At 68.5% G+C, this 24996-nt stretch carries 24 protein-coding genes; 14 read left to right on the top strand and 10 right to left on the bottom strand.

Translation table 11 applies throughout. The annotated features are described in order from the left end of the window. The first annotated feature begins 36 nt into the window (after positions 1–36). The 3 genes from zigA (at position 37) to GGR16_RS09170 (ending at position 2722) form a co-directional block, all read left to right on the top strand. On the top strand, positions 37–1257 hold the full coding sequence (zigA, locus tag GGR16_RS09180; RefSeq protein WP_183316423.1) for a zinc metallochaperone GTPase ZigA: 1221 nt from the start codon (positions 37–39) through the stop codon (positions 1255–1257). Between the two features lie 22 nt (positions 1258–1279). After that, positions 1280–1996: a DUF4198 domain-containing protein gene (locus GGR16_RS09175; protein WP_053193493.1), complete on the top strand. Its 717-nt coding sequence runs from the start codon at positions 1280–1282 to the stop codon at positions 1994–1996. 282 nt (positions 1997–2278) lie between these two features. Beyond that, a complete protein-coding gene (locus GGR16_RS09170; RefSeq protein ID WP_019404816.1) occupies positions 2279–2722 on the top strand; it encodes an ion channel in 444 nt (147 codons plus the stop codon). Between the two features lie 18 nt (positions 2723–2740). On the opposite strand, the gene GGR16_RS09165 is transcribed toward GGR16_RS09170, so the two are convergent. Next, positions 2741–3913: a M20 aminoacylase family protein gene (locus GGR16_RS09165; protein WP_019404817.1), complete on the bottom strand. Its 1173-nt coding sequence runs from the start codon at positions 3911–3913 to the stop codon at positions 2741–2743. A 283-nt stretch (positions 3914–4196) separates the two neighbouring features. Between GGR16_RS09165 and GGR16_RS09160 the strand changes: the two genes are divergently transcribed. The 5 genes from GGR16_RS09160 (at position 4197) to GGR16_RS09140 (ending at position 9923) form a co-directional block, all read left to right on the top strand. Then, complete coding sequence (locus GGR16_RS09160; protein ID WP_019404818.1) at positions 4197–5792, top strand: ABC transporter substrate-binding protein; 1596 nt, start codon at positions 4197–4199, stop codon at positions 5790–5792. Positions 5793–5987: 195 nt separating this feature from the next. Continuing rightward, a complete protein-coding gene (locus GGR16_RS09155; RefSeq protein WP_183316422.1) occupies positions 5988–6968 on the top strand; it encodes an ABC transporter permease in 981 nt (326 codons plus the stop codon). 8 nt (positions 6969–6976) lie between these two features. Beyond that, positions 6977–7948: an ABC transporter permease gene (locus tag GGR16_RS09150; protein WP_183316421.1), complete on the top strand. Its 972-nt coding sequence runs from the start codon at positions 6977–6979 to the stop codon at positions 7946–7948. Next, entirely contained in the window at positions 7945–8931 is a 987-nt protein-coding gene (locus GGR16_RS09145) for an ABC transporter ATP-binding protein (protein ID WP_183316420.1), read from the top strand. The genes GGR16_RS09150 and GGR16_RS09145 overlap by 4 nt, the downstream gene beginning before the upstream one ends. Then, positions 8928–9923, top strand: a complete 996-nt coding sequence (locus tag GGR16_RS09140; RefSeq protein ID WP_063186860.1) for an ABC transporter ATP-binding protein — start codon at positions 8928–8930, stop codon at positions 9921–9923. Before GGR16_RS09145 ends, GGR16_RS09140 begins: the two co-directional genes overlap by 4 nt. A 15-nt stretch (positions 9924–9938) precedes the next feature. Here the strand turns inward: GGR16_RS09140 and GGR16_RS09135 are convergent, their stop codons facing one another. The 6 genes from GGR16_RS09135 to GGR16_RS09110 all read right to left on the bottom strand — a co-directional run bounded on the left by GGR16_RS09135 (position 9939) and on the right by GGR16_RS09110 (position 15614). Continuing rightward, positions 9939–11156, bottom strand: a complete 1218-nt coding sequence (locus tag GGR16_RS09135; RefSeq protein ID WP_183316419.1) for a peptide ABC transporter permease — start codon at positions 11154–11156, stop codon at positions 9939–9941. Between the two features lie 137 nt (positions 11157–11293). Next, entirely contained in the window at positions 11294–12196 is a 903-nt protein-coding gene (gene mmsB, locus GGR16_RS09130; protein ID WP_183316418.1) for a 3-hydroxyisobutyrate dehydrogenase, read from the bottom strand. Positions 12197–12233: 37 nt separating this feature from the next. After that, a complete protein-coding gene (locus tag GGR16_RS09125) occupies positions 12234–13388 on the bottom strand; it encodes an isobutyryl-CoA dehydrogenase (protein WP_183316417.1) in 1155 nt (384 codons plus the stop codon). After that, positions 13385–13816 (bottom strand): type II toxin-antitoxin system VapC family toxin, encoded by a 432-nt coding sequence (locus GGR16_RS09120; RefSeq protein ID WP_183316416.1) that lies wholly within the window; start codon positions 13814–13816, stop codon positions 13385–13387. The genes GGR16_RS09125 and GGR16_RS09120 overlap by 4 nt, the downstream gene beginning before the upstream one ends. Further along, positions 13813–14049 (bottom strand): FitA-like ribbon-helix-helix domain-containing protein, encoded by a 237-nt coding sequence (locus GGR16_RS09115; protein ID WP_183316415.1) that lies wholly within the window; start codon positions 14047–14049, stop codon positions 13813–13815. Before GGR16_RS09115 ends, GGR16_RS09120 begins: the two co-directional genes overlap by 4 nt. Before the next feature lie 68 nt (positions 14050–14117). Further along, positions 14118–15614, bottom strand: coding sequence for a CoA-acylating methylmalonate-semialdehyde dehydrogenase (locus tag GGR16_RS09110; protein ID WP_019404828.1), 1497 nt, complete (start codon positions 15612–15614; stop codon positions 14118–14120). Between the two features lie 262 nt (positions 15615–15876). Between GGR16_RS09110 and GGR16_RS09105 the strand changes: the two genes are divergently transcribed. The 6 genes from GGR16_RS09105 to GGR16_RS09080 all read left to right on the top strand — a co-directional run bounded on the left by GGR16_RS09105 (position 15877) and on the right by GGR16_RS09080 (position 21558). Beyond that, complete coding sequence (locus tag GGR16_RS09105; protein ID WP_019404829.1) at positions 15877–16800, top strand: LysR family transcriptional regulator; 924 nt, start codon at positions 15877–15879, stop codon at positions 16798–16800. Positions 16801–16940: 140 nt separating this feature from the next. Beyond that, the gene (locus GGR16_RS09100) at positions 16941–17930 is read left to right on the top strand and encodes a sialic acid TRAP transporter substrate-binding protein SiaP (RefSeq protein WP_019404830.1); all 990 of its coding nucleotides are present in this window, start codon (positions 16941–16943) and stop codon (positions 17928–17930) included. A 90-nt stretch (positions 17931–18020) separates the two neighbouring features. Beyond that, positions 18021–18590, top strand: a complete 570-nt coding sequence (locus tag GGR16_RS09095; protein WP_183316414.1) for a TRAP transporter small permease subunit — start codon at positions 18021–18023, stop codon at positions 18588–18590. A gap of 59 nt (positions 18591–18649) precedes the next feature. Then, entirely contained in the window at positions 18650–19990 is a 1341-nt protein-coding gene (locus tag GGR16_RS09090; RefSeq protein ID WP_183316413.1) for a TRAP transporter large permease, read from the top strand. A 35-nt stretch (positions 19991–20025) separates the two neighbouring features. Continuing rightward, complete coding sequence (tal, locus tag GGR16_RS09085) at positions 20026–20997, top strand: transaldolase (protein WP_183316412.1); 972 nt, start codon at positions 20026–20028, stop codon at positions 20995–20997. A gap of 252 nt (positions 20998–21249) precedes the next feature. After that, positions 21250–21558, top strand: coding sequence for a GIY-YIG nuclease family protein (locus GGR16_RS09080; protein WP_183316411.1), 309 nt, complete (start codon positions 21250–21252; stop codon positions 21556–21558). Here GGR16_RS09080 and GGR16_RS09075 read toward each other — a convergent pair. The 3 genes from GGR16_RS09075 to GGR16_RS09065 are packed head-to-tail and all read right to left on the bottom strand — an operon-like array spanning position 21542 to position 24982. Further along, a complete protein-coding gene (locus GGR16_RS09075) occupies positions 21542–23215 on the bottom strand; it encodes a thiamine pyrophosphate-binding protein (protein WP_183316410.1) in 1674 nt (557 codons plus the stop codon). The two genes, GGR16_RS09080 and GGR16_RS09075, sit on opposite strands and share 17 nt — an antisense overlap. Positions 23216–23219: 4 nt before the next feature. Then, entirely contained in the window at positions 23220–24422 is a 1203-nt protein-coding gene (locus tag GGR16_RS09070; RefSeq protein WP_019404835.1) for a CaiB/BaiF CoA transferase family protein, read from the bottom strand. After that, entirely contained in the window at positions 24419–24982 is a 564-nt protein-coding gene (locus tag GGR16_RS09065; RefSeq protein ID WP_019404836.1) for an endonuclease domain-containing protein, read from the bottom strand. Before GGR16_RS09065 ends, GGR16_RS09070 begins: the two co-directional genes overlap by 4 nt. Between the last annotated feature and the right edge of the window lie 14 nt (positions 24983–24996).

The raw sequence follows: 24996 nt of genomic DNA, 5'->3' as shown, positions 1-24996 counted from the left end.
TATGTAATGTTACAACGTTACATTTTGGAGATTGCCATGACCGTCGACGGACGTCTTCCGGTCACTGTCCTGTCGGGCTTCCTCGGCGCCGGCAAGACGACGCTGCTCAACCACCTGCTCAACAACCGCGACGGGCGGCGCATCGCCGTCATCGTCAACGACATGAGCGAAGTGAACATCGATGCCGACCTCGTGCGCGCCGGCGACGCCGACCTTGCGCGCACGGACGAACGCCTCGTGGAGATGACCAACGGCTGCATCTGCTGCACGCTGCGCGACGACCTGCTCGAGGAGGTGCGCCGCCTCGCCGAGGCCGGGCGCTTCGACTATCTTGTCATCGAGGGCACCGGCATCGCCGAGCCGCTGCCGATCGCGGCGACCTTCTCGTTCCGTGACGTCGAAGACCGGTCGCTGTCGGACGTCGCCCGGCTCGACACCATGGTCACCGTCGTCGACGCGGTGAATCTGACCCGGGACTATGGCAGCCGCGACTTCCTCAGCGACCGCGGCGAGACCGCCGGCGAGGAGGACGAGCGCACGCTCGTCGACCTGCTCGTCGACCAGATCGAGTTCGCCGACGTCATCGTCCTCAACAAGGTCGGCGATGCGACGCCCGGGCAGCGCGAGAGCGCCCGCACCATCGTCAAGGCGCTCAATCCGACGGCCCGGCTGATCGAGACGGACTTCTGCCGCGTCGAGCCCGAGGCCATCCTCGACACCGGCCTCTTCGACGAGGAGGAGGCCGCCCGTCATCCGCTCTGGTACAAGGAGCTCTTCGGCCACGCCGACCATGTGCCGGAGACCGAGGAATACGGCATCACGAGCTTCGTCTACCGGGCGCGGCGGCCGTTCCATCCCGAGAAGTTCAACGCCTTTCTCGCCCGCACCTGGCCGGGCCTCATCCGCGCCAAGGGCCATTTCTGGCTGGCGACGCGGCCGGACTGGGTGGGCGAGATGAGCCTCGCCGGCGCCATCTGCCGCACGGAGGCCCTCGGCTTCTGGTGGGCCGCGGTGCCGCGCGCGCGATGGCCCCGGCACGAGAGCTGGAAGGGGCTCATCGCCCGCCACTGGCACCGTGTGTGGGGCGACCGCCGGCAGGAGCTCGTCTTCATCGGCGCCGACCTCGACGAGGCGGCCATCCGCGCCGCGCTCGACGAATGCCTCGTCGGCCGGCCGGACGCCCTGCGCTTCAACCCGGCCGATTTCGCGGGCCTGCCCGATCCCTTCCCCACCTGGCGCCGCGCCATGGCGGCGTGACGTCTCTCTTGCGGAGAATCCCATGCGTCTTCTGTCCCTTGCGGCGGCGCTCGCGCTCGCCTTCCCCTCGCTTGCCCAGGCGCACGGCATCTGGATCGCCCAGCGCACGGGCGAGCTCGCCATCGTCTACGGCCATGGCGGCTCCGACGACGCCTATGATCCCGCCAAGGTCAGATCCATCGCGGCCCGGACAGCCGCGGGCGCCGAGGCGCCCGTGAAGATTGCCCGACGCGAGAAGAACGTCGTCATCACTCCGGCCGAGGAGGCAGCCGTCGTCACAGCCGTCTTCGACGGCGGCTTCTGGGCGAAGACCAGGGAGGGCAAGTGGGTCAAGAAAGGGCGCCGCGACGTGCCGGATGCCGAGAGCGCCAGCCATTCGCTGAAATACAACACGACGGTCCTCGCCGGCACCGGCGGCCCGCTCCCGCCGCAGGGCCTGCCGCTCGAGATCGTGCCGCTCGCCGACCCGATGACGCTGAAGCCGGGCGACGACCTGCCCGTCCAGGTGCTGAAGGGCGGCAAGCCGCTGGCGGGCGCGGGCGTCATTTCCGATTACGTCAACGAGAGCCACGGCGCGCCGATGACGACGGATGCCGAGGGCAAGGCGGTCGTGGTGGTGCGCAACGACGGCCTCAACGTCATCGCCGTCTCCGCCTCCGAGCCGACGCCCGGCGATGCCGACGTCGACCGCAAGGGCCTGTTCGCCACCCTGTCCTTCATGCTGCCGCACGTCGAGTAGGCCGGGCAGGGCGGCGATCAGGTCAATCGCATATGAGGAGCGAATTGATCCCTCCCCTTTTGGGGGAGGGTGGATCGCGCCGTAGGCGCGAGACGGGTGGGGTCAAGGCGGGAATGGTGTTCACAATCTGAGCTGCGGTCCCCTCCGTCGCTGCTACGCAGCGCCACCTCCCCCGTGCGGGGGAGGATCAGGGCGTCGATCGCCCCTTCCGGTACCGCATCCGGGCCGCTATAGCGGATCCGGCCGCCCTGACCGGGCGGTCGGATCCGCGGGGGAAGCGACATGATGGCGAATATCGCGGTCGGCATCTCGGTCAGCATGATCAACGTCGGCCTGCACGCCCTCGTCTCGGTGGCGCTGGTCCATTGGCTCGACCGGCGCGGCCTCGGTCACCGGCGCCATCGCCGGATGACGCTCGCCGTCGTCATGGGCGCCATCGGCGGCCTGCTCACGCTGACGCACATGGCCGAGGTGGCGCTGTGGGCCCTCGTCTATGTCCTCATCGGGGCGGCTCCCGCGAGCGGCAATGATTTCTACTTCGCCTTCGTCAATTACACGACGCTCGGCTACGGCGACCTCCTGCCCGACGAGGGATGGCGCCTTCTCGGCCCGATGGCAGCGGCGAACGGCGTGCTTCTCTTCGGCTGGTCGACGGCACTCATCTTCGGCGCGCTGCAGCGCGCCGCCCACAGGCTCGGCTTGGAGAAGGGACAGGGCGCGGCATAGGCGCCGCGCCCCGTTTCTTCAGTTCGCGGGCATCGCCGTCTCGACCAGCGTCGCCCAATAGCCGACGCCGACGGGGATGGCCTCGTCATTGAAGTCGTAGGCGGGGTGGTGCAGGCCCGCCGAATCGCCGTTGCCCATGAAGATGAAGGCGCCGGGGCGCGCTTCGAGCATGAAGGAGAAGTCCTCGGCGCCCATGGTCGGCGGCACCTCGAGGTCCACCGCGCCGGCACCCGCGGCCACCTTGGCGGCGATGCCGGCGGCGAATTCCGTCTGCGCCGCATGGTTGCGCGTGACGGGATAGCCGCGCTCGTACTCGACCGTCGCCGTGGCGCCGAAGGCGCGCGCGATGGTGGTGACGATCTCCTTCAGTCGCGTCTCGCACAGGTCGCGCAACTCCGGCGTCAGCGTGCGCACGGTGCCCATGAGCTCGGCCGTCTGCGGGATGACGTTGAAGGCCTCGCCCGCCTTGAAGGCGGTGACCGAGACGACCGCCGATTCGAGCGGATCGGCGTTGCGGGAGACGATCGACTGCAGGGCCGTGACGATATGGGTCGAGACGAGGAGGGTGTCGATCGTCTCGTTGGGCTTGGCGGCATGGCCGCCCTTGCCCTCGACGCGGATGCGGAAGCGGTCCGCCGCCGCCATCAGCGGGCCGGGGCGCAGCGCGAAGGAGCCGACCGGCAGCCCCGGCATGTTGTGCATGCCGTAGACCTCCTGCACGCCGAAGCGGTCCATCACCCCGTCGTCGATCATGGCCCGGGCGCCGCCGCCGCCTTCCTCGGCGGGCTGGAATAGGAGGACCACGGTGCCGTCGAAATCGCGCGTCTCGGCGAGATAGCGCGCCGCGCCGAGGAGCATCGCGGTGTGGCCGTCGTGGCCGCAGGCGTGCATCTTGCCGGACACCTTCGAGCGATAGGGCAGGTTCGTCTCTTCCTCGATCGGCAGCGCGTCCATGTCGGCCCTGAGGCCGATGACCTTGCCCGAGCCGCTGCTGCGCCCGCGGATGACGCCGACGACGCCGGTGCGGCCGATGCCGGTCACGACCTCGTCACAGCCGAAGGAGGCCAGCTTCTCGGCGACGATGCCGGCGGTGCGGTGGACGTCGTACAGCAGCTCCGGATTGCTGTGGAAGTCGCGGCGCCAGGTGGTGATCTCATCCTTGAGCGCGGCGATACGGTCGGTTTTCGGCATGGGAAGAACGGCCCCTCGTGGCTGGTTCGCGCCCGGCCGGGCGCGCTTTCCCCAGCAAAACGAAGCCGTCCGGTCAGGTCAACCGCGCAGCGCGCATGGGCTGCGGCCTCAGGGCCCGGTGCGCGCATGCGCAGTCCGACACGGCGCTGAATGGCCACTAGACCGTTGCAGGTGACACTGTCTATTGTTCGCATCAGAGCCGAATGAAACGGCCGGCGGCGCGTCCGCCACCCAGATCGAGCCTTGACCCGCGCCAAGACGGGTCGTGCCAGAGAGGACCATCATGCTGAAATTCGTCAGGGGGGCTGCCGTCGCGTCCTTCGCCGGCTTGCTGCTGGCCAGTGCGCCGCTGCAGGCCAAGACGCTGCGCTTCGCCTTCCAGGGCGACTACAAGTCGCTCGACCCCTATACGCTCAACGAGACCTTCACCCTCGGCATGCATGCCGCGGCCTACGAAGGCCTCACCAAGCGCGATCCAGAACTCAAGATCATTCCGGGCCTCGCCGAACGCTGGGAGGTGCTGGAAGACGGCAAGCGCTGGCGCTTCTACCTGCGCCAGGGCGTGAAATTCCACAACGGCAACGATTTCAACGCCGACGACGTGCTGTTCTCGGCTGACCGCGTGCGCGCCGACGGGTCCGACCTCAAGACCCGCATCCCGCCCGAGGCCAAGTTCGTCAAGGTGGACGACTACACGGTCGACGTGGAGCTGCCCGCCCCCAACCCGATCCTGCACTACGAGTGGGATACGTGGTACATCATGGACAAGGAGTGGTCGGAGGCCAACAACGCCGGCAAGCCGACCCCCGCCGCCGCGACCACGCCGAGCCATGCCGCGCTCAATGCCAACGGCACCGGCCCGTTCGTGGTCGAGAGCCACCAGCCCGGCGTCAAGACCGTCTGGAAGCCCAATGCGGGCTGGTGGGACAAGCCGCAGCACAACCTGACCGAGGCCATCTTCACGCCGATCGCCTCCGACGCCACGCGCGTCGCCGCCCTCCTCTCCGGCGAGGTGGACTGGATCGACCCCGTGCCGCTGCAGGATGTCGACCGCGTGAACGCGAGCGCCAATGCCTCGGTCATGCAGGGGCCTGAACTGCGCACCATCTTCCTCGGGTTCGACCAGTATCGCGACGAGCTGCTCTATTCCAACGTGAAGGGCAAGAACCCCTTCAAGGACAAGCGCGTGCGCGAGGCCGTCTACAAGGCCATCGACATCGAGGCGATCAAGGACAAGGTCATGCGCGGGGCCGCGACGCCGACCGCGCTCATGATCTCGCCGCTGCTGTTCGATCTGTCGGAGGACTTCAAACGTCCGGCGGCCGATCCCGAAGGGGCGAAGAAGCTCCTGGCGGAGGCCGGCTACGGCGAGGGCTTCGAGGTCGGCATGGATTGTCCGAACGACCGCTACGTCAACGACGAGCGGATCTGCCAGGCGGTGGTCGGCATGCTGGCGCGCGTCGGCATCAAGGTGAACCTCAACGCCCAGCCGAAGGCCAAGTACTTCGCCAAGGTGCTCGCGGCCGGCGGCTACGACACGTCGTTCTACCTGCTGGGCTGGACGCCGGGCTCCTTCGATTCCTACAACGTCCTCGCCAACATGTACCGTTGCCGCGACGAGAAGGGCAACGGCGGCAACAACAATCTCGGCAACTACTGCAACCCGAAGATGGAGGAGCTGATCAAGCAGGTCCTCGGCGAGACGGATACGGCCAAGCGCAACGAGCTCATCAAGGAGGCCTATACCCTCGGCCAGGTAGAGGACTGGGGCTACGTGCCGCTGCATCAGCAGGCGCTGGCCTGGGGCGTCGCCAAGAACACCAAGGTGGTGCAGCGGGCCGACAACCAGTTCCTGTTCTACTGGGTGACCAAGGAGTAAGGGGGCGAAAGGCTGCACGCTCGCGTGCAGCCTTGTCCGAGGCGAACCGCCCCCGCGTTCTCGCGTGAATGCCGTGCCCGGTGATGCCGGGCACGGGAAGGGCGGCGGTTTATCTGGCCGGCGGGAAGCCGGCGCCGGAGCGGTGCCCCGCGTCCTCGGGTGCGGGCCGCCGTCGCCCAACACGAAGAGCAGTCCATGCTTGCCTTCATCATCCGCCGCCTCGTCCAGTCCATCGGCGTGCTGCTGGCGGTGGCCTTCATCGCCTTCGCGATGTTCCGCTTCGTCGGCGATCCCGTGAACCAGATCGTCAGCATCGAAGCCTCCGCCGAGGAGCGGGCGCAGATCCGCGAGAGCCTCGGCCTCAACGACCCCTTCGTCGTGCAGTTCGCGCGCTATGTCGGCCGGGCGGCGAAGCTCGACTTCGGCATCTCCTACCAGTTCCGCCAGCCGGTGACGAAGCTGCTCGGCGAGCGCATGCCGGCGACGCTGGAGCTCGCCTTCGTCTCCGCCGTCTTCGCCCTCGTCGTCGGCATCCCGATGGGCGTCTACACGGCGCTCCGGCGCGACAGCTGGCTCGCCAAGCTTTTCCAGGCCGTGTCGCTCGTCGGCGTCAGCCTGCCGACCTTCCTCATCGGCATCCTGCTCATCTATGTCTTCGCCGTCACCCTCGGCTGGCTGCCCTCCTTCGGGCGGGGCGAGGTGGTGCGGCTCGGCGACTGGTGGACGACGGGCTTCCTCACCACCTCGGGGCTCAGGGCGCTCATCCTGCCGTCGATCACGCTCGGCCTCTTCCAGATGACGCTGATCATGCGCCTGGTGCGCGCCGAGATGCTCGAGGTGCTGCGCACGGACTACATCAAGTTCGCCCGCGCCCGCGGGCTGACGCGCCGGGCCATCAACTTCGGCCATGCGCTCAAGAACACGCTGGTGCCGGTCATCACCATCACGGGCCTGCAGCTCGGCTCCATCATCGCCTTCGCCATCATCACCGAGACGGTGTTCCAGTGGCCGGGCATGGGCGTGCTCTTCCTGCAGGCGGTGCAGAACGTCGATATTCCCATCATGGCCGCCTACCTGCTGCTGATCGCCTTCCTCTTCGTCGTCATCAACCTCGCCGTTGACCTTCTCTACGCGGTCGTCGACCCGCGCCTGAAGGTCACGGTGCGCGCCGCGTGAGGAACGAGATGCCCTACGTCACGCAGGAAGAAGCCAAGGCCTCCCCGCCGACGGTGGCGACGCCGGCGCCCGGCTGGTTCGCGCGGGTGATGGACCATGACCTCATGGCGAGCTTCCTCGCCTCCCGCGTCACGGTGCTCGCCGCCCTCGTCACGCTCGCGCTCGCCGTCCTCGCGCTCTTCGCGCCGCTGATCGCGCCCTACAATCCGTTCGACCCGGCGGAGGTCTTCCTCATCGATTCGCTCAATCCGCCGCGCTGGCTGCCGGCGGGCGACGCCCGCTTCCTGCTCGGCACGGACGACCAGGGGCGGGACCTCTTCTCGGCCATCCTCTACGGCCTGCGCGTGTCGCTCATCATCGGCGTGCTCGGCGTGCTGATGGCGGCCGCCATCGGCATCACGCTCGGCCTCGTCGCCGGCTATGTCGGCGGGCGGGTCGATGCGGTGATCATGCGCATCGCCGACGTGCAGCTCACCTTCCCGGCCATCCTCATCGCGCTCCTGGTCGACGGCGTGGTGCATGCGCTGCTCAAGGGGGCGAGCCGGGAGGACACGGCCTTCGGCGTGCTCGTCTTCTCCATCGGCCTGTCGTTCTGGGTGCAGTACGCGCGCACCATCCGCGGCTCGACGCTGGTGGAGAAGAACAAGGACTACATCCAGGCGGCGCGGCTCGTCGGGCTTCCACCCATCGTCATCATGGCGCGGCACGTGCTGCCCAACGTCATCGGGCCGGTGCTCGTCATCCTCACCATCAACCTCGGCCTCGCCGTCATCACCGAGGCGACCCTGTCCTTCCTCGGCGTTGGCCTGCCGCCGACGCAGCCCTCGCTCGGCACCCTCATCCGCATCGGCAACGACTATCTCTTCTCCGGCGAGTGGTGGATCGTCGCCTTCCCCGGCCTCACGCTCGCGGCCCTCGTCCTCGCCGTCAACCTGCTCGGCGACTGGCTGCGCGATGCCCTGAACCCGAAGCTCAGATGACAGAACCCGTCCTCTCCGTCCGCGACCTCAAGGTCCAATTCGTCACCCGCCGCGGCGTGCTGAAAGCCATCGACGGCGTCTCCTTCGACATCGCGCCGGGCGAGGTGCTCGGCGTCGTCGGCGAGTCGGGCGCCGGCAAGTCGGTGACGGGCTCGGCCGTCATCGGCCTCATCGAGCCGCCCGGCCGCATCGCCGGCGGCGAGATCCGCCTGAAGGGCGAGCGCATCGACAATCTCTCGCCCGAGGCGATGCGCCGCGTGCGCGGCAAGCGCATCGGCATGATCTTCCAGGACCCGCTGACGAGCCTCAATCCGCTCTACACGGTTGGCGAGCAGCTGGTGGAGACCATCAGGACGCACCTGCCCCTGTCGGCCGGGCAGGCGCGCCGGCGCGCCATCGATCTCCTGGCCGAGGTCGGCATCCCGGCGCCCGACCGGCGCATCGACGGCTATCCGCACGAGTTCTCCGGCGGCATGCGCCAGCGCGTCGTCATCGCGCTCGCGCTATCGGCCGAGCCCGAGCTCGTCATCGCCGACGAGCCGACCACGGCGCTCGACGTCTCCGTGCAGGCGCAGATCATCACGCTCATCAAGCGCCTGTGCGCGGAGCGCGGCACCGCCGTCATGCTCGTCACCCACGACATGGGAGTCATCGCCGAGACGGCCGACCGGGTGGCGGTGATGTATTCGGGCCGCATCGCCGAGATCGGCCCGGTGCGCGACGTGGTCAAGCACCCGCTGCACCCCTATGCGGTGGGGCTGATGGGCGCCATTCCCTCGCTCGAGACCCATGCCGACCGGCTGGTGCAGATCCGGGGCGCCATGCCGCGCCTCTCGGCCATTCCGCCGGGCTGTCCGTTCCATCCGCGCTGCGAGCGCGCCTTCGCCCGCTGCGCGGTGGACCGGCCCGAGCCGCTCGACCGCGACCGGCGCAAGGTCGCCTGCCATCTCTATGACGAGGCGCATGCGGAGATTGCGTCATGACCGAGACCCCCTTCGTCGCGGTGCGCAATTTGAGGCGCGTCTTCGACGTCTCCAAGCCCTGGCTCAACCGCATGCTGGAGGGCGGGCAGAAGCAGTATCTGACGGCGGTGGACGACGTCAGCTTCACCATCCGGCGCGGCGAGACCTTCGCGCTCGTCGGGGAATCGGGCTCCGGCAAGTCCACGGTGGCGCGCATGGTCGTCGGCCTCATGCCGCCCTCGGCCGGCGAGGTCGTCATCGATGGCGTGCCGATCAACGATCCGCGCCGCGCGGCGGACGTGCGGGCGCTGCGCCGGCGCATCCAGATGATCTTCCAGGACCCTTACGCCAGCCTCAATCCGCGCTGGCGCGTGGAGCGCATCATCGCCGAGCCGATCCGGGCCTTTTCCCTGAGCGCCAGCGCCCGCGAGGTGCACGAGCGGGTGGGCGAGCTGCTGACGCTCGTCGGCCTCCATCCGGCGGACGGGGACAAGTTTCCGCACGAGTTCTCCGGTGGCCAGCGGCAGCGCATCGCCATCGCCCGGGCGCTTGCCTCTAAGGCCGAGTTCATCGTCTGCGACGAGCCGACCTCGGCCCTCGACGTGTCGGTGCAGGCGCAGATCCTCAACCTGATGCGTGACCTGCAGGACCGCTTCGGCCTGACCTATCTCTTCATCAGCCACAATCTCGCGGTGGTCCGCCACATGGCGAGCCGCATCGGCGTCATGTATCTCGGCCGCATCGTCGAGATCGGCGGCGGGCGCGACCTCTTCGTGCGGCCGCAGCACCCTTACACGCGCATGCTGCTCAACGCCGTGCCCGACATCGCCATGACGGGCCGACTGCGCGAGGCGGTGCAGGGCGAGATCCCGAACCCCATCAACCCGCCGTCGGGCTGCACCTTCCACCCGCGCTGCCCCTTCGTCTTCGACCGTTGCCGGCGCGAGGTGCCGCCGCTCGAGGCGGGCGTCGCCTGCCATGCGGTCGCCGAGGGGCGCATCGCCGCGGCCTGACAGGGCCGCCGTCGTTCAAGGCTTGCCGAGACGGCCGAACAGCCGCGCCTTGGGCCGCGTCGTGCGGAACTGGCCGCGCTCGATGGCGAGGAAGGCGATGACGGCGATGCCGATCAGTGTCAGCCACCAGGCCTGCGTCGTCGCCATGCCCGAGGCGGCGACGACGAAGGCGACCGTGAAGGTGGCGATGGCCGCCGGAACGAGCGAGGCCGTCATGCCGCCGGCGGCGCGGATGGCGAAATAGAGCAGCACCGCCAGCGTCGTCGCGCCGACGACGCCGAGGTCGTACCAGATCTCGAAGGGCAGCGAGAGGGGCGCCTCGCGCGGCACGAGGCCGACGAGGCGGCCGCGCAGGCTGGCGTCGAGCCCGTGGCCGGTGATGAGGCGCAGGGGATCGCTGCGCACGATATCGGCCCAGACGCGGATGGACTGCACCGCCGGGCTTGCCGTGCCCATCAGCGCCTTGGCGAGGGGACGCAGCAGAAAGGGCAGGAGCGGGGCGGCGAGGATGACGGCGGCGACCGCGACGCGCAGCACGTCCCGGCCGACGAGCGGCCGCCATGACGTCAGGGCGAACATCGTCGCGCCGGCCGCGAGCGCGAGCAGCGGGATGAAGCTGCCGCCGACGACGACAGCGAGGCCGGCGACCGCGCCGAGCGCCAGCGCGACAAGCCCGTGCCCTCGCGAGACGAGCCAGCCGATCGCCGGCCACACCAGGACCGAGAGCGTGATGAGGCCGCGCTCGAGGCTGCCGGGATCGATCGTGTCGCGGCCGAGAAGGCCGAGGGCGACGAGAATGGCGAAGATGGACGCGGCGGCGGCGCCGATGCCGGTGAGATAGAGGTTGGAGGCGCGCATGCGCTCCGGCAGGGCGGCGATGCCGGCAAAGGCCATGGCGGCGGCGCCGAGAGCGTTGAGCAGCTTGTCGAGCGCCGTGTTCGCCTGCGGCGCCCAGGCGATCGAGAGCGCGGCCCAGCCGATGAGCAGCAGCGCCGCGAGGCCGGCCGGGGACACGAAGGTGCGCCGGAGGCTGCGGTTGAAGCCGCCGTTGGCGCCGTCCATCAGCGCGGCGAGGACCATGAGGATGATCCCGATCGGCACCAGGACCACCGCGGCGCGGCGCGCCACGAGCGCCGTGATCGGCACGGCGACGAGAAGGGTCGCAAAGCCGATGCGGCGCAGCAGGATGGCGGCGTCGAGCGCCGGATCGAGAGCGGGTGTGGGCGAACGCATGGGCCTACGCTTCAACCGACCGGCGGGCGGCACCGTGCCACCCGCAATTTCGGTCACGCTAGCGTGACTGCCGCTGTGATGCTGTAGGGCGAATGCAACACTCGCCGCCGCGATGCGGCCGGATGGCCGGACCGGCCTTATGCTTTCGTCGATTCCACGCCGGCGAGCCCGCGCAGGAAGTGGATGATGCCGGAAAAGTCCTCCCCGCCGTGGCCGGCGCCGGCATAGAGGGCGTAGAGCTGAGCCGCGGCGGCGCCGAGCGGCGTTGCCGCGCCGCTCGCCAGCGCCGCATCCTGCGACAGCCGCAGGTCCTTCAGCATGAGGTCGGCCGCAAAGCCTGGCCGGTAGCCGTTGTTGGCCGGCGACGCCGGTACCGGGCCCGGCACCGGGCAATAGGTGGTGATCGACCAGCACTGCCCGGAGGAGGTGGAGGCGACGTCGAACAGCGCCTGGTGCGAGAGGCCGAGCTTCTCGGCGAGGGCGAAGGCCTCGCACACCCCGATCATCGAGATGCCGAGGATCATGTTGTTGCAGATCTTGGCCGCCTGGCCGTTGCCGGCCGGGCCGCAATGCACGATGCGCTTGCCCATGGCCTCGAGGATGGGCTTGGCCCGCGCGAAGGCGCCGTCGGTGCCGCCGGCCATGAAGGTCAGCGTTCCGGCCTTCGCCCCGCCGACGCCGCCCGAGACCGGGGCATCGATCGCGTCCATCCCCGCCTCGTGCGCCATGGCATGGGCGCGGCGCGCGCTCTCGACGTCGATGGTCGAGGAATCGATGAAGAGCGTGCCGGCCTTCGCCGCCGGCAGGATCTCCTTCCACACGGCGATGACGTGCTTGCCCGCCGGCAGCATGGTGACGACCGCTTCGCTCGCCGCGACGGCCTCCGCCGCGCTCGCCGTGATGGTGACGCCGTCCTCGGCCGCAGCCTCGCGCAAAGATGCGACGAGGTCATAGCCGAGGACCTTGTGGCCGGCCCTGGCGAGATTGGCGGCCATGGGGCCGCCCATGTGGCCGAGGCCGATGAAGGCGATGGTGGTCATGGATTCCTCCCTGCCCGCGCTCTCGGCGGGCTTGTTCTCAGTTGCCGCTGCCGCGCCCGACGAGGCTTCTCGCCACGATGAGGCGCATGATCTCGTTGGTGCCCTCGAGGATCTGGTGGACCCGGAGGTCGCGCACGATCTTCTCGATGCCGTAGTCGGCGAGATAGCCGTAGCCGCCGTGCAGCTGCAGCGCCTGGTTGGCGATGTCGAAGCCGCGGTCGGTGGCGATGCGCTTGGCCATGGCGCAGAGCCGCGTCGCCTCCGGATCGCGCGCATCGAGCGCCGCCGCCGCCCGCCACAGGAAGGTGCGGGCCGCCTCGAGCTCGGTCGCCATGTCGGCGAGGGTGAACTGCAGCGCCTGGAAATCGCTGAGGCTGCGGCCGAAGGCCTTGCGCTCGCGCATATAAGCGAGGCTCTTGTCGAGCGCCGCCTCGGCGCCGCCGAGCGAGCAGGCGCCGATGTTGAGCCGCCCGCCGTCGAGCCCGGCCATGGCGATCTTGAAGCCGATGCCCTCGTCGCCGAGCCGGTTCGCCGCCGGCACCCGGCAGTTCTCGAGGATGACCTGCCGCGTCGGCTGCGCGTTCCAGCCCATCTTCTTCTCGTTGGCGCCGAAGGAGAGGCCGGGCGTGTCCTTCTCCACGACGAAGGTGGAGATGCCGCCGGGGCCGGCCTCGCCCGTGCGCACCATGACGACATAGATGTCCGAGGTGCCGGCGCCGGAGATGAACTGCTTGACGCCGTCGATCACGTAATGGTCGCCGTCGCGCACGGCGCGCGTCTTCAGCGCCGCAGCGTCGGAGCCGGCGCCGGGCTCGGTCAGGCAATAGCTGGCGAGATGCTCCATCGCCGCGAGCTTCGGGATGAAGCGCCGGCGCTGCTCGTCGTCGCCGAAGCGGTCGATCATCCAGGTCGCCATGTTGTGGATGGAGATATAAGCCGCGACCGAGGGGCAGCCGGTGGCCAGCGCCTCGAAGATGAGCGCGGCGTCGAGCCGCGTCATGCCGGAGCCGCCGACATCCTCGCGCACATAGATGCCGCCCATGCCGAGCCCCCCGGCCTCCCGGATGACGTCGACGGGAAAGTGCTTCTCCTCGTCCCAGCGTACGGCATGGGGCGCAAGCTCACGGGCGGCGAAATCGCGCGCCATGTCGCGAATGGCGATCTGGTCGTCGTTGAGGGTGAACTGGGTCATGGCCGTTGCTCGGGGCGCCAGTCGGTGAGGTGTACGATATGGCTCGCCAGCGGTGAGCCTGCGAATTTGCGGATGAGATGGCCGTCCGCCGTGACCAAATAGGAGCCCATGCTGCGGGCGAGCTCGACATAGAAGCAGTCGTAGAGCGAATGGTCATAGGCCAGAGCCATCGTCCAGGCCGCGTCGCGCAACTCCTGCAGCGGGACGTATCCCGCCATCAGACGGTCGATCGTCTCCACCATCGCCATCGCGGCATCGCGCGTAAGCTCCTTCTTGCGGACATAGCGGAGAGCTGCGCTGCGAATTTCGGCGATGAAGAGATCGGGCGCGACGAGGGCCGCCGGCGTGCGAGGCAATCCGTAGACCTCGCCGCCGGGATCGGCCGGCATGAACCATCGGATCGCCGCGCTCGCATCGACCACGATCATCGCCGCTCGCGCTCCTCGCGGATGAGATCCTCGGGAGGCGTCCTGATCCCGAGCGGTCCGTGCTGGCGCCGGAATTCCTCGATGAGCGCGACTTTCTCGTCGGCGGACAGGGGCGCAATCGCCTTGAGGGCATCACGCATGAAGGTCTCGAAGGAGACGCCTGCCAGGCGGGCCTTGACCTTCAATCCCTCGATCACCTCGTCGTCGAGGTTGCGGATGAGCACCTGCCCCATCTGACACTCCAATGCTATCAAAAATGATAGCATATGGCCGGCGGCAGGTCATGCCGCCGGCCGCAGCATCAATTCATCGTCGGGATGACGAACTCCGCCCCCTCCTTGACGCCGGAGGGCCAGCGCGAGGTCACGGTCTTCGTCTTGGTGTAGAAGCGGATCGAATCCGGCCCGTGCTGGTTGAGGTCGCCGAAGCCCGAGCGCTTCCAGCCGCCGAAGGTGTAATAGGCGATCGGCACCGGGATCGGCACGTTGACGCCGACCATGCCGACATTGACCTTGGCGGCGAAATCCCGCGCCGCGTCGCCGTCGCGGGTGAAGATGGCGACGCCGTTGCCGTATTCGTGCTCGGACGGCAGCTTGAGCGCCTCCTCGTAGTTGTGGGCGCGCACGATGGACAGGACCGGGCCGAAGATCTCCTCTTTGTAGATGCGCATGTCCGGCGTCACGTGGTCGAACAGGCACCCGCCCATGTAGAAGCCGTTCTCGTAGCCCTGCAGCGTGAAGTTGCGCCCATCGACGACGAGCTTCGCCCCTTCCGCGATGCCGAGCTCGACATAGGACTTTACCTTGTCGAGATGGGCCTTGGTGACGAGTGGGCCGTAGTCGGCGCTCGGATCGGTCGAGGGGCCGATCTTGAGGCTCTCGACGCGCGGGACGAGCTTCTCGACGAGCCGGTCCGCCGTCGCCTGGCCGACGGGCACGGCGACGGAGATCGCCATGCAGCGCTCGCCGGCCGAGCCGTAGCCGGCGCCGATGAGGGCATCGACCGCCTGGTCCATGTCGGCGTCGGGCATGATGATCATGTGGTTCTTGGCGCCGCCGAAGCACTGCACGCGCTTGCCGTTGGCCGAGCCGCGCGAATAGATGTACTGGGCGATCGCCGACGAGCCGACGAAGCCGACCGCCATGACGTCATGATCGTCGAGGATGGCGTCGACCGCCTCCTTGTCGCCGTTGACCACGTTGAGGATGCCTGCCGGCAGCCCGGCCTCGATCATCAGCTCGGCAAGGCGCATGGGCACGCCCGGGTCGCGCTCCGAAGGCTTCAGGATGAAGGCGTTGCCGCAGGCGATGGCCGGCGCGAACTTCCACATCGGGATCATGGCGGGGAAGTTGAACGGCGTGATGCCGGCCACCACCCCGAGCGGCTGGCGCATGGAATAGACGTCGATGTTGGTGCCGGCGCCCTCGGTGTACTCGCCCTTCATCAGGTGCGGCACGCCGCAGGCGAACTCGACCACCTCGAGCCCGCGCTGGATGTCGCCCTTGGCGTCGGGAATGGTCTTGCCGTGCTCGCGGGCGAGCAGCTCGGCGAGACTGTCGTAGTCGCGCTGGACGAGTTCGAGGAACTTCATCATCACGCGCGCGCGGCGCTGCGGGTTCGTCGCGCCCCAGGCCGGCTGGGCCGCCCTGGCATTCTCGACGGCGGCCCTGACCTCGGCCGCCGAGGCGAGGGCGACCTTGGCGCCGACCTCACCCGTCATGGGCGTGAAGACGTCGCCGAAACGTCCCGATTGCCCTTCGACCTCGCGCCCCCCGATGAAATGTCCGATCGTGCGCATCTTGCGTTCTCCGATGCTCTGCCGGTTCTGTTCTGCTGTGCCGGCGCTGGGCGCGATGCCTTGCGGGAAGGGGCGCCGGAGCGCTCCCTCGCATCGGCCGGCGCCGGCCCTTGTCTTCGATAGTGGGAGCGAAATCGGCGAAAGCCAACGTGCCGATGACGTTCCGTCGGTCCTTCCGCACTACCATTGTCATTCGCGCACGACTATAGGACATTTCAAATCCGGTGCGTGCAAAGATACCAAAACGGGAGGCAAGCTGGGCATGAATCGCTTCGACTGGGACGACCTTCGCTTCTTCCTCGCCGTGGCTCGCGCGGGCCGCCTCACCGTGGCGGCGCGGCGGCTCGGGGCCGACCATGCGACGGTGTCGCGCCGCATCACGGCGCTGGAGGATGCATTGAAGGCCAAGCTCTTCGAGCGCCGGCCACAGGGCTATGCCCTCACCGAGCACGGCGAGCGCCTGCTCGCCAAGGCGGAGACCATCGAGAGCGAGGCGCTCGCGGCGCAGAGCGAGATCGGCGGAGCGGACCTTGCCCTGTCCGGCACCGTGCGCATTGGCGCTCCGGACGGCTTCGGCACCTTCTTTCTCGCCCCGCGCATCGGCCAGCTCGCCGAGCGCTACCCGGAGCTGGAGATCCAGCTCGTCGCCATGCCGCGGCTGCTCTCGCTCTCCAAGCGCGAGGCGGACATCGCCATCTCCCTGAACCCGCCGAAGGAGGGCAAGATCGTCGCCCGCAAGCTGGCGGATTACCGCCTCGGCCTCTACGCGGCGCCGGCCTATCTCGCCGCCCACCCGGCCATCGCCGCGCCGCAGGACCTCTTCGAGCACCAGCTCATCGGCTATATCGACGACCTCATCTTCACGCCCGAGCTCGACTATCTCGACGACATCGCCAAGGGCCTCAGGCCGCGCCTGCAGAGCTCGAACCTCATCGCGCAGATGCATGCGACCATCGCCGGCGCCGGCCTCTGCGTGCTGCCCGATTTCATGGCCGCGGGCGATCCGCGCCTCGTCCCCGTGCTGCGGCGCGAGGTCGAGCTGGTGCGCTCCTTCTGGCTGATCGTCCACGCCGATCTGCGCGACGTCGCGCGCGTCCGGGCGACGGTCGATTTCCTCGTGCGCGAGGCCAAGGCGGCGCGGGCCGTCCTGATGCCGCAGGACGAGGTCGAGGCGGGCGCCGCCTGAGCGTTGCGGGGCCCTTGTGCATGCCGTGTGAAGCAGCTTGCATTTTCGCTTCACACCGATTTAAACGATTCAGAGAGCCTTTAAATCGCTCAGCTGAAAGCCGGCGCAGACCGGCGGATCGCATTCTGGAGGAGACAATGATGGATCTGACCCGCCGCGCCGCCCTCGGCGCGCTCGCCCTTGCCGCATCCTTCGGCCTCGCCGGCCCCGCCGCCGCCCAGACGACCCTCAAGTGGGCCCACGTCTACGAGGCGAGCGAGCCCTATCACAAGTGGGCCCTGTGGGCCGGGGAGGAGTTCAAGAAGCGCACCAACGGCAAATATGCCATCGAGGTGTTTCCGGCCTCCTCGCTGGGCAAGGAATCCGACATCAACGAGGGCCTGTCGCTCGGCACCGTCGACATCATCTATACGGGCCAGCTCTTCGCCGGCCGCGCCTACGGCCCGCTCGCCATCGGCGGCGCGCCCTACATGTTCCGCGATTTCGCGCACTGGAATGCCTTCCGCAATTCCGACCTCTTCAAGGAGCTCGGCGAAGGCTACAAGAAGCGCACGGGCCACGACGTCGTCACCCTCACCTATTACGGCGAGCGCCACGTCACGGCGAACAAGGACATCAACAAGCCGGAGGACATGAAGGGGCTCAAGATCCGCGTGCCCGACGCGCCGCTCTACACCATGTTCCCGCGCGCCGTCGGCGCCAACCCGACGCCGATCGCCTTCGCCGAGGTCTATCTCGCCCTCTCCCAGGGCGTGGCCGACGCGCAGGAGAACCCCCTGCCGACCATCCAGGCCAAGAAGTTCTACGAGGTCCAGAAGAACATCATCCTCACCGGCCACATCACCGACGCCCTGCTCACCATCGTCTCGAGCGGCACGGCGCAGCGCCTGAGCGACGAGGAGCGCACGACGCTGTTCGCCATCCTCAAGGAGGCGGCCGACAAGTGCACGGACGACATCGTCCAGGCCGAGAAGGATCTCGTCGCCTGGTTCAAGGACCAGGGCAAGAACGTGGTCGAGGTGGACCGCGCGCCCTTCCGCGAGGCGACCGTCAAGCTGCACTCCGGGCCGGACGCCACCTGGGACAAGGCCACCTACGACAAGCTGCAGGGCCTCGCGGCCTCGAACTGACGAGACGACGCCGGGGCGCTGCCGCGCCCCGGCCCGCACGGCCCGGCGCGCGGCGCCGGGCTTCCCGAACGCCGGATGCGGGGGCGACGCGTGACGCAATCGAACGACAAGGACAGTCCGGAGGTCGACACGACCGAGGCCATGTTCGAGCAGTGGCGCGAGCAGGAAAGCCGCGTGCCGCTCGACGACCTGCGCCCGCAGGACGGCATCGTCTTCCTGATCTACTGGGCGCTCTTCGCCGTCGTCCTGCTGCAGTTCTGGACGCGCTACGTCCTCAACGATTCCTACGGCTGGACCGAGGAGATCGCCCGCTACCTGCTCATCGCCGTCACCTTCATCGGCTCGGTGACGGCCATGCGCAAGGGCTCGCACATCGCCGTCGAGGCCGTGATCACGCTGGCGCCGAAGGCGGTGCGGCACTGGACGCTCGTCATCATCGACGGGCTCGTCACCCTCTTCTGCGGGGCCATGGCCTGGTACGGCTACGAGCTCGGCGCCCGCGCGCCCGGCTACATGGTTTCGGTCGATATCCCGAAATCGGTCATCTACTGGGTCGTGTCCGCCGGCCTTGCGGCCATGACCGTCCATGCCGCGATCCGCTTCGTGCAGCGGCTCAAGGGGAAGCTCGAGGATGAGACCTCGGGTGCCATCCTCGACTGACATCCCGCCCTTTCAATCGATGACCCGGCCGTGACCCCCGCCACTGGAGGCCAGCGCGTATGTTGATCGCCCTCATGTTCGTCGCGCTCTTCGCCATGATCATCCTCGGCGTGCCAATCGCCGTGGCGCTGGCCGGTTCGTCCCTGCTCTACATCTTCCTGTCCGGCATCGCGCCCGAGATCACGGTGATCCACCGCATGGTCAACGGCGTCGATTCCTTCCCGCTGCTCGCCGTGCCCTTCTTCATCATGGCCGGCAACCTGATGAACTCGGCCGGCATCACCAAGCAGATCTTCGATTTCGCCACCGCGGCCGTCGGCTGGCTCAAGGGCGGCCTCGGCCATGTCAACGTGGCGGGCTCGGTCATCTTCGCCGGCATGTCGGGCACCGCGGTGGCGGATGCCGGCGGCCTCGGCACCATCGAGATCAAGGCGATGCGCGACCACGGCTACGACGCCAAGCTCGCCGTCGGCATCACCGCCGCCTCCTCGACGATCGGACCCATCATTCCGCCGTCGCTGCCGCTCGTCATCTACGGCGTCGTGGCCAATGCCTCGATCAACGCGCTCTTCGTTGCCGGCATCCTGCCCGGCCTGCTGATGGCGCTCTTCCTCTCGGCGACCGTCGCCATCTACGCCCATCGCAAGAAGATCGGCGCCGATGCCCGCTTCTCGGTCAGGCGCCTCGGCGTCACCTTCGTCGACGCCTTCCTGCCGCTGCTGACGCCGGCCATCATCATCGGTGGCATGAGCTTCGGCATCTTCACGCCGACGGAAGCGGCGGTCTTCGCCTGCGCCTACGCCCTGCTGCTCTCGGTCGTCATCCACCGCGTCCTCAACCTCGCCATGGTCGCCTTCGGCCGACCGGCGAAATATTCGGTCCTGTCCCTGCGCCAGTTCGTGCGCGTGACGATGGACACCATCGAGACGACGGCGGTCGTCCTCTTCATCGTCGCCGGCGCCTCCATCTTCGGCTGGGTGCTGACCACGACGCGCACCACCGAGGCGCTCGGTGCCTGGATCCTCGCCGTCGCCAGCGATCCCGTCACCTTCCTGCTGCTGATCAACGTCTTCCTGCTGGTCGTCGGCTGCTTCATGGAGACCATCGCGGCCATCACCATCCTGACGCCGGTGTTGCTGCCGGTCGCGCTGACGCTCGGCATCGACCCCGTGCATTTCGGCATCATCATGGTGCTCAACCTGATGATCGGCCTGCTGACGCCGCCGGTCGGCATGGTGCTCTACGTGCTCTCGCGCGTCGCCAGCATCTCCTTCGAGGATTGCGTCAAGGCCGTGGTGCCCTTCCTGATCCCGCTCTTCCTCGTGCTCGCCCTGATCACCTTCGTGCCTGCGACGACGATGTGGCTGCCGGAGGTCTTGAAGGCCTATGGGTATCTGTGATCCAACCGCAGTGAGAAACTGACGGGAGAAGACCGATGCCCTCCAAGCTCGACCAGCTGCGCGCGATGACGGTCGTCGTCGCCGACACGGGCGACATCGAGGCCGTGCGACGCCTCAAGCCGCAGGACTGCACGACGAACCCGACGCTGCTGCTCAAGGCCGTCGAGACCCCGGCCTATGGCCACCTGCTCGACGAGGCGATCGACTGGGGCCGCAAGCAGGCCGGCTCCGCCGAGGCGGTCACCGCTGCGGTCTGCGACCGGCTTGCCGTCTCCTTCGGCGCGGAGCTGACGAAGATCGTGCCCGGCCGCGTCTCCACCGAGGTCGACGCGGACCTGTCCTTCGACACCGAGGGCTCGATCGCCAAGGCGCGGGCGCTCATCGCCGCCTACGAGGCACGCGGCGTTTCGCGCGACCGCATCCTCATCAAGGTCGCCTCGACCTGGGAGGGCATCCGCGCCGCGGAGGTGCTGCAGCGCGAGGGCATCGACTGCAACCTGACGCTGCTGTTCTCACTCGTACAGGCGGCCGCCTGCGCCGATGCCGGCGTCTTCCTCATCTCGCCCTTCGTCGGCCGCATCCTCGACTGGCACGTCAAGGCCGGCGGCGGCCCCTACACGGCCGAGACCGATCCCGGTGTCCAGTCCGTGCGCGCCATCTACGCCTATTACAAGGCCCACGGCATCAAGACCGTTGTCATGGGCGCTTCCTTCCGCAACACGGGCGAGATCGAGGCGCTCGCCGGCTGCGACCGGCTGACCATCGGCCCCGCCCTCATGGACCAGCTCGCCGCCGACGAGGGCCCGCTGCCGCGCCAGCTCGACCCCGCCAATGCCGGCGAGGCTCCGGCGAAGATGACCCTCGACGAGAAGAGCTTCCGCTTCCTCCTCAACGAGGACGCCATGGCCACCGAAAAACTCTCCGAGGGCATCCGCCTCTTCGTCAAGGACCTGCGGGCCCTGCGGGGGCTTGTCGGCAAGCGCCTGGAGCAGGCGAAGGCGGCGTGAGCGTCAAGCCCGAGGAACGCGGCTCGCTCGCTTATTGAGCCAATCTCTGGGCCCCGGTTCTGCACCGCATCACTTCGTGCTGCGGCGCGCCCGGGGCACGAGGGTGTTCTCATATACGATCGTTCGTTTGCGTTACGTGTCCGTTTCGGTGCAAGCTTATCGCATATTCACGCGCTCGTTCCCCGGACGCATGCAGCGAAGCGGAATGCGATCCGGGTCCAGCGCAAAGAATTGCGCAGCTCCGAATTTCGTATGGACAATTACACCGTCTATATTCTCGCGAGCGGCCGTAACGGCACGCTCTACGTCGGCGTCACCAACAACCTCGCCCGCCGCATCTTCGAGCACAAGCAGAAGACCGTGCCGGGCTTCACCCGCCGCTACGGCGTCGATCGGCTCGTCTGGTGTGAACATTACCGGTCGATTGGCGAGGCGCGCCAGCGCGAAGCCTCGCTCAAGCGCTGGCGCCGGGCGTGGAAGCTGTCGCTCGTCGAGGCGATGAACCCGGCGTTGAGACGATCTGAACGACCGCCTCAACGCCGGATCACCCCTTCGCCTTGAGCGCCTTCTCGCGGATGGCGGAGAGCGTCGTCGCCGGAGTGATGACTTCCGGGTCGATGAGGCAGTGGATGATCGCCGGCTTGCCGGAGGCGAGCGCCCGCTCGAAGGCGGGGGCGAACTCTTCCGTGCGCTCCACGCGCTCGCCGTGGCCGCCGAAGGCGTGGGCGTAGGCCGCGAAATCCGGGTTCTTCAGCATCGTCCCCGAGACGCGGCCGGGATATTCCCGCTCCTGGTGCATGCGGATCGTGCCGTAGATGCCGTTGTCGACGACGATGACCACGATGGGAAGGTCGTATTGCACGGCCGTGGCGAATTCCTGCCCGTTCATCAGGAAGCAGCCGTCCCCGGCGAAGGCGACGACGGTGCGCTCCGGATGGAGCCGCTTGGCGCCGACCGCCGCCGGCACGCCATAGCCCATGGAGCCGGAGGTTGGCGCGAGCTGCGTGCCAAAGCGCCGGAAGCGGTGGAAGCGATGCAGCCAGATGGCGTAGTTGCCGGCGCCGTTGCACATGATGGCGTCAGCCGGCAGCTTCTCCTCGAGGTAGGCCATCACCGCGCCCATCTGCAGGGTGCCGGGCGTGCGCACGGGCGCCGGATCGCTCCAGGCGAGATAGGCCGCGCGGGCCTCCTCCCGGTTGCCGCCCCAGCCGATCGCCTTCGGCGGCTGCAGGCCTTCGAGCGCGGCCGAGAAGGCCGAGGGCGAGGCGTTGATGGCGAGCGCCGGGCGATAGACGCGGCCGAGCTCGCCGGAATCCGGGTGCACATGGACGAGCGTGCAGCCCGGCTCGGGGATGCCGAGGAGCGAGTAGCTCTGGCTCGGCACCTCCGACAGCCGTCCGCCGACGAGGAGCACGGTGTCGGCCGCCTTGACCCGAGCGACGAGCGCCGGGTTCGCGCCGAAGCCGATGTCGCCGATGTAGTTCGGGTGGTCGGCGGGAAACAGCATCTGCCGGCGGAAGGAGACGGCGACCGGCAGGTCGAAGCGCTCGGCGAAGCGCACGAAGCGCTCCACCGCCTTCTCGCTCCAGCGCGTGCCGCCGAGAATGGCGAGCGGCGCCTTCGCCGCCCACAGGAGCTTCTGCAGCTCCGCCATCTGGGCGAGGGCGGGATGCGTCTCGACCGGCTCGTAGGGCAGGGCATCGGCGACCGCGGCCGTCTCGACCAGCATGTCCTCCGGCAGCGCGATGACGACCGGCCCCGGCCGGCCGGAGGTGGCGACGCGGAAGGCGCGCGCAACGATCTCCGGAATGCGCGCGGCATCGTCGATCTCGGTGGCCCACTTCGCCATGGTGCCGAAGACGGCGCGGTAGTCGAGCTCCTGGAAGGCCTCGCGCTCGCGCATGCCGCGCTCGATCTGGCCGACGAAGACGATGAGCGGCGTCGAATCCTGCTTGGCGATATGGATGCCCGGCGAGGCGTTGGTGACGCCCGGCCCGCGCGTGACGAAGCAGATGCCGGGCCGGCCGGTGAGCTTGCCGTGGGCCTCGGCCATCATGGCCGCTCCGCCCTCCTGCCGGCAGACGGTGACGTCGATCGACGCATCGTGCAGCGCGTCGAGCACGGCGAGATAGCTCTCGCCCGGCACGCAGAAGGCGTGACGGACACCGTGGACGAGAAGCTGGTCGACGAGGATCTGCCCGCCGGTGCGCGCGTTCATGGCTTCATCCCTGTTGCTGGCGGGGTGCCTCTGCGCCCCAGGCCGGATCGTTGAGCACGTCCTCGGTATCGGCGCCGAGCCGCGGCGAGGGCCGCCCGGCGACCATCGGCGCCCCGTCGATGACGATGGGCGAGCGCACGGTCGGGATCGTGCCGCCCTCGGCCTCGGGGCAGGGGAGGTCCACCCGCATGCCGCGGGCGATCACCTGCGGGTCGGCGAAAACATCCGCCACCGAGTTGATCGGCCCGGCCGGCACGCCCTCGGTCTCGAGGCGGGCAAGCAGATCGTCGCGCTTGAGACGCCTCAACGCGCCGGCGAGGATCGCGACGAGGGCGCCACGGTTCTCGACCCGCGCCTTGTTTGTGGCGTATTCGCTCTGCTCGCCGAGCGCCGGCATGCCGATGACGGTGCAGAAGCGGCGGAACTGCCCGTCATTGCCGACGGCGACGATGACGTGCCCGTCCGCCACCTCGAAGACCTGGTAGGGCACGATGTTGGGATGGGCATTGCCGAGCCGGCGCGGTGCCTTGCCCGAGACGAGGTAGTTCATCGCCTGGTTGGCGAGCACGCCCACCTGCACGTCGAGCAGCGCCATGTCGACATGCCCGCCCTCGCCCGTCATGTCGCGCCGGCGCAAGGCGGCGAGGATGCCGATGGTGGAATAGAGGCCGGTGAAGATGTCGGCGAAGGCGACGCCGATCTTCTGCGGCTCGCCGTCGGGCGCGCCGGTCAGGTCCATGATCCCGCCCATGCCCTGGATCATGAAGTCGTAGCCGGCCCGCTCGCGGTACGGCCCGTCCTGGCCGAAGCCGGTGACCGAGCAATAGATGAGGCGCGGGTTGACGGCCTTGAGGCTCTCGTGGTCGAGCCCGTATTTCTTGAGGCCCCCGACCTTGAAGTTCTCGATGAGGACGTCGGCCTCGGCCGCGAGGCGGCGAATGATTGCACGCCCCTCCTCCGTCTCGAAATCGACGGCGATGGAGCGCTTGCCGCGGTTGCAGGCATGGAAATAGGCCGCCGACAGGTCGCCGCCGTCGGCCGCCGGCACGAAGGGCGGCCCCCAGCCGCGCGTGTCGTCGCCGCTGCCCGGCCGCTCGACCTTGACGACATCGGCGCCGAGATCGGCGAGCTGCTGGCCGATCCACGGCCCGGCGAGGATGCGCGCGAGTTCCAGAACCTTGAGGCCCTGAAGGGGGAGGGTGGTCATGTGTCGGGCCCTTCTCTGGCGTCGCGGCTCTCGGGGGCGCGCGGCACTGATCCCTCCCCTTGAGGGGAGGGTGGATCGCGCCGCAGGCGCGAGACGGGTGGGGTTACGGTCAGGGCCGCGTAAATCGTATCCATCACCACCCGTCGCTCACGGTCGACATCCTGGTTCGAGAAACGCAAGACACGAAAGCCGAGGCTCGCGAGATAGGCATCTCTCGCGCAGTCCGTTGCACGATGATCATCCCGTCCATGCTGATCGCCGTCGACCTCGACGACCAGTCGCTGCTTGAGGCAGGCGAAATCCACGACGTATCGGCCCATGGGAACCTGCCGCCGAAAATGATGCCCCGTCGGCACGATCTCCTCCCGCAGCCAGTTCCACAGCTTGACCTCCTGCGGCGTCATGCGCTTGCGAAGCCCACGCGGAACATGGTTCGGAAGGTCCGTGCGCGAGCGGTGACCCCACCCGTCCGGCGCTGCGCGCCGGCCACCCTCCCCTTGAGGGGAGGGATCAACGTTCCCGGTCACCGCCTCGTCATCCCCGCCCACGGCCAGCTCCATTCGCTCGCGCTTCG

Source organism: Chelatococcus caeni, from assembly GCF_014196925.1.
GTDB lineage: Bacteria > Pseudomonadota > Alphaproteobacteria > Rhizobiales > Beijerinckiaceae > Chelatococcus_A > Chelatococcus_A caeni.
Note: the sequence above shows the minus strand (reverse complement) of the source record. Positions and strands in the feature narration are given on the sequence as shown.

Coding starts and splice junctions, on each gene's coding strand:
- tal (WP_183316412.1), top strand. CDS start 20,026: ATGCCCTCCAAGCTCGACCAGCTGCGCGCGATGACGGTCGTCGTCGCC.
- GGR16_RS09080 (WP_183316411.1), top strand. CDS start 21,250: ATGGACAATTACACCGTCTATATTCTCGCGAGCGGCCGTAACGGCACG.
- GGR16_RS09150 (WP_183316421.1), top strand. CDS start 6,977: ATGCCCTACGTCACGCAGGAAGAAGCCAAGGCCTCCCCGCCGACGGTG.
- zigA (WP_183316423.1), top strand. CDS start 37: ATGACCGTCGACGGACGTCTTCCGGTCACTGTCCTGTCGGGCTTCCTC.
- GGR16_RS09175 (WP_053193493.1), top strand. CDS start 1,280: ATGCGTCTTCTGTCCCTTGCGGCGGCGCTCGCGCTCGCCTTCCCCTCG.
- GGR16_RS09090 (WP_183316413.1), top strand. CDS start 18,650: ATGTTGATCGCCCTCATGTTCGTCGCGCTCTTCGCCATGATCATCCTC.
- GGR16_RS09120 (WP_183316416.1), bottom strand. CDS start 13,816: ATGATCGTGGTCGATGCGAGCGCGGCGATCCGATGGTTCATGCCGGCC.
- GGR16_RS09170 (WP_019404816.1), top strand. CDS start 2,279: ATGATGGCGAATATCGCGGTCGGCATCTCGGTCAGCATGATCAACGTC.
- GGR16_RS09100 (WP_019404830.1), top strand. CDS start 16,941: ATGGATCTGACCCGCCGCGCCGCCCTCGGCGCGCTCGCCCTTGCCGCA.
- GGR16_RS09105 (WP_019404829.1), top strand. CDS start 15,877: ATGAATCGCTTCGACTGGGACGACCTTCGCTTCTTCCTCGCCGTGGCT.
- GGR16_RS09065 (WP_019404836.1), bottom strand. CDS start 24,982: ATGGAGCTGGCCGTGGGCGGGGATGACGAGGCGGTGACCGGGAACGTT.
- GGR16_RS09165 (WP_019404817.1), bottom strand. CDS start 3,913: ATGCCGAAAACCGACCGTATCGCCGCGCTCAAGGATGAGATCACCACC.
- mmsB (WP_183316418.1), bottom strand. CDS start 12,196: ATGACCACCATCGCCTTCATCGGCCTCGGCCACATGGGCGGCCCCATG.
- GGR16_RS09155 (WP_183316422.1), top strand. CDS start 5,988: ATGCTTGCCTTCATCATCCGCCGCCTCGTCCAGTCCATCGGCGTGCTG.
- GGR16_RS09140 (WP_063186860.1), top strand. CDS start 8,928: ATGACCGAGACCCCCTTCGTCGCGGTGCGCAATTTGAGGCGCGTCTTC.
- GGR16_RS09135 (WP_183316419.1), bottom strand. CDS start 11,156: ATGCGTTCGCCCACACCCGCTCTCGATCCGGCGCTCGACGCCGCCATC.
- GGR16_RS09115 (WP_183316415.1), bottom strand. CDS start 14,049: ATGGGGCAGGTGCTCATCCGCAACCTCGACGACGAGGTGATCGAGGGA.
- GGR16_RS09160 (WP_019404818.1), top strand. CDS start 4,197: ATGCTGAAATTCGTCAGGGGGGCTGCCGTCGCGTCCTTCGCCGGCTTG.
- GGR16_RS09110 (WP_019404828.1), bottom strand. CDS start 15,614: ATGCGCACGATCGGACATTTCATCGGGGGGCGCGAGGTCGAAGGGCAA.
- GGR16_RS09070 (WP_019404835.1), bottom strand. CDS start 24,422: ATGACCACCCTCCCCCTTCAGGGCCTCAAGGTTCTGGAACTCGCGCGC.
- GGR16_RS09145 (WP_183316420.1), top strand. CDS start 7,945: ATGACAGAACCCGTCCTCTCCGTCCGCGACCTCAAGGTCCAATTCGTC.
- GGR16_RS09075 (WP_183316410.1), bottom strand. CDS start 23,215: ATGAACGCGCGCACCGGCGGGCAGATCCTCGTCGACCAGCTTCTCGTC.
- GGR16_RS09125 (WP_183316417.1), bottom strand. CDS start 13,388: ATGACCCAGTTCACCCTCAACGACGACCAGATCGCCATTCGCGACATG.